Raw genomic sequence first — 2,579 nt, 5'->3', positions numbered from 1 at the left:
GTCTCGCAGTCAAGCTCCCTTGTGCCTTTACACTCTGCGAATGATTTCCAACCATTCTGAGGGAACCTTTGAGCGCCTCCGTTACTCTTTAGGAGGCGACCGCCCCAGTCAAACTGCCCGCCTGACACTGTCTCCCACCATGATCAAATGGTGCGGGTTAGAAAGTCAACACAGCCAGGGTAGTATCCCACCAGCGCCTCCACGTAAGCTAGCGCTCACGTTTCTAAGGCTCCTACCTATCCTGTACAAGCTGTGCCGAATTTCAATATCAGGCTACAGTAAAGCTCCACGGGGTCTTTCCGTCCTGTCGCGGGTAACCTGCATCTTCACAGGTACTATGATTTCACCGAGTCTCTCGTTGAGACAGTGCCCAAATCGTTACGCCTTTCGTGCGGGTCGGAACTTACCCGACAAGGAATTTCGCTACCTTAGGACCGTTATAGTTACGGCCGCCGTTTACTGGGGCTTCGATTCGTAGCTTCGCAGAAGCTAACCACTCCTCTTAACCTTCCAGCACCGGGCAGGCGTCAGCCCCTATACATCACCTTACGGTTTAGCAGAGACCTGTGTTTTTGATAAACAGTCGCTTGGGCCTATTCACTGCGGCTCTTCAAGGCTTGCACCTTAAAAAGCACCCCTTCTCCCGAAGTTACGGGGTCATTTTGCCGAGTTCCTTAACGAGAGTTCGCTCGCTCACCTTAGAATTCTCATCTTGACTACCTGTGTCGGTTTGCGGTACGGGCACCTATTTTCTAACTAGAGGCTTTTCTTGGCAGTGTGAAATCAACGACTCGTCGGATTCATGATCCAACTCCCCATCACAACTCAACCTTACGAGTGCCGGATTTGCCTAACACTCAGTCTTGTTGCTTGGACGTGCACTCCAACAGCACGCTTCGCCTATCCTACTGCGTCCCCCCATCGTTCAAACAATCATAGGTGGTACAGGAATATCTACCTGTTATCCATCGCCTACGCCTATCGGCCTCGGCTTAGGTCCCGACTAACCCAGAGCGGACGAGCCTTCCTCTGGAAACCTTAGTCAATCGGTGGATGGGATTCTCACCCATCTTTCGCTACTCACACCGGCATTCTCACTTCTAAACATTCCACATGTCCTTGCGATCATGCTTCAACACGTTTAGAACGCTCTCCTACCATTATCCTTACGGATAATCCACAGCTTCGGTAATATGTTTAGCCCCGGTACATTTTCGGCGCAGTGTCACTCGACTAGTGAGCTATTACGCACTCTTTAAATGATGGCTGCTTCTAAGCCAACATCCTAGTTGTCTGGGCAACGCCACATCCTTTTCCACTTAACATATATTTTGGGACCTTAGCTGGTGGTCTGGGCTGTTTCCCTTTCGACTATGGACCTTATCACCCATAGTCTAACTCCCAAGTTAAATTATTTGGCATTCGGAGTTTGTCTGAATTCGGTAACCCTAGAGGGGCCCCTCGTCCAAACAGTGCTCTACCTCCAATAATCATCACTTGAGGCTAGCCCTAAAGCTATTTCGGAGAGAACCAGCTATCTCCAAGTTCGATTGGAATTTCTCCGCTACCCACACCTCATCCGCTCACTTTTCAACGTAAGTCGGTTCGGTCCTCCATTCAGTGTTACCTGAACTTCAACCTGGACATGGGTAGATCACTTGGTTTCGGGTCTACGACCAGATACTCATTCGCCCTATTCAGACTCGCTTTCGCTACGGCTCCACATTTACTGCTTAACCTTGCATCAAATCGTAACTCGCCGGTTCATTCTACAAAAGGCACGCCATCACCCATTAACGGGCTCTGACTATTTGTAAGCACACGGTTTCAGGTTCTATTTCACTCCCCTTCCGGGGTGCTTTTCACCTTTCCCTCACGGTACTGGTTCACTATCGGTCACTAGAGAGTATTTAGCCTTGGGAGATGGTCCTCCCAGATTCCGACGGAATTACACGTGTTCCGCCGTACTCAGGATCCACTCAGGAGAGAAATAACTTTCGACTACAGGACCTTTACCTTCTATGGTTGGCTTTTCCAAAACCATTCGTCTAATTATTTCCTTTGTAACTCCGTATTGAGTGTCCTACAACCCCAATAGGCAAGCCTATTGGTTTGGGCTATTCCCGTTTCGCTCGCCGCTACTCAGGGAATCGAGTTTTCTTTCTCTTCCTCCGGGTACTAAGATGTTTCAGTTCTCCGGGTGTGCCTTCTCACATACTATGTATTCATATGTGGATAACATGACATAACTCATGCTGGGTTTCCCCATTCGGAAATCTCTGGATCAAAGCGTACTTACAGCTCCCCAAAGCATATCGTCGTTAGTAACGTCCTTCTTCGGCTTCTAGTGCCAAGGCATCCACCGTGCGCCCTTAATAACTTAATCATGTAAATCCTTAGTTAAGCACTGTGTATCGAAGATACAATCATGTTTAACTAACCTTTACCAGTTATTAATCTGTGATGTCGTCTAAAAAGACGACGCGCGATTATTAAGCTTGTTGAATTTCGTTAAAAATTCACTCGGTTTTTTGCTTGGTAAAATCTATTTGCTTACTTATCTAGTTTTCAATGTGCAA

At 47.9% G+C, this 2,579-nt stretch carries 1 rRNA gene; it reads right to left on the bottom strand.

The features are described 5' to 3' along the window. Positions 1 to 2,386: ribosomal RNA gene (locus CD135_RS05680) — 23S ribosomal RNA — on the bottom strand; the annotation flags it as partial. Between the last annotated feature and the right edge of the window lie 193 nt (positions 2,387 to 2,579).

This window comes from Mammaliicoccus lentus (assembly GCF_002902755.1).
In the GTDB taxonomy this organism is placed as follows: Bacteria; Bacillota; Bacilli; order Staphylococcales; family Staphylococcaceae; genus Mammaliicoccus; species Mammaliicoccus lentus.
The sequence above is the reverse complement of the archived record's forward strand: the minus strand, read 5'-3'. Positions and strand labels throughout refer to the sequence as shown.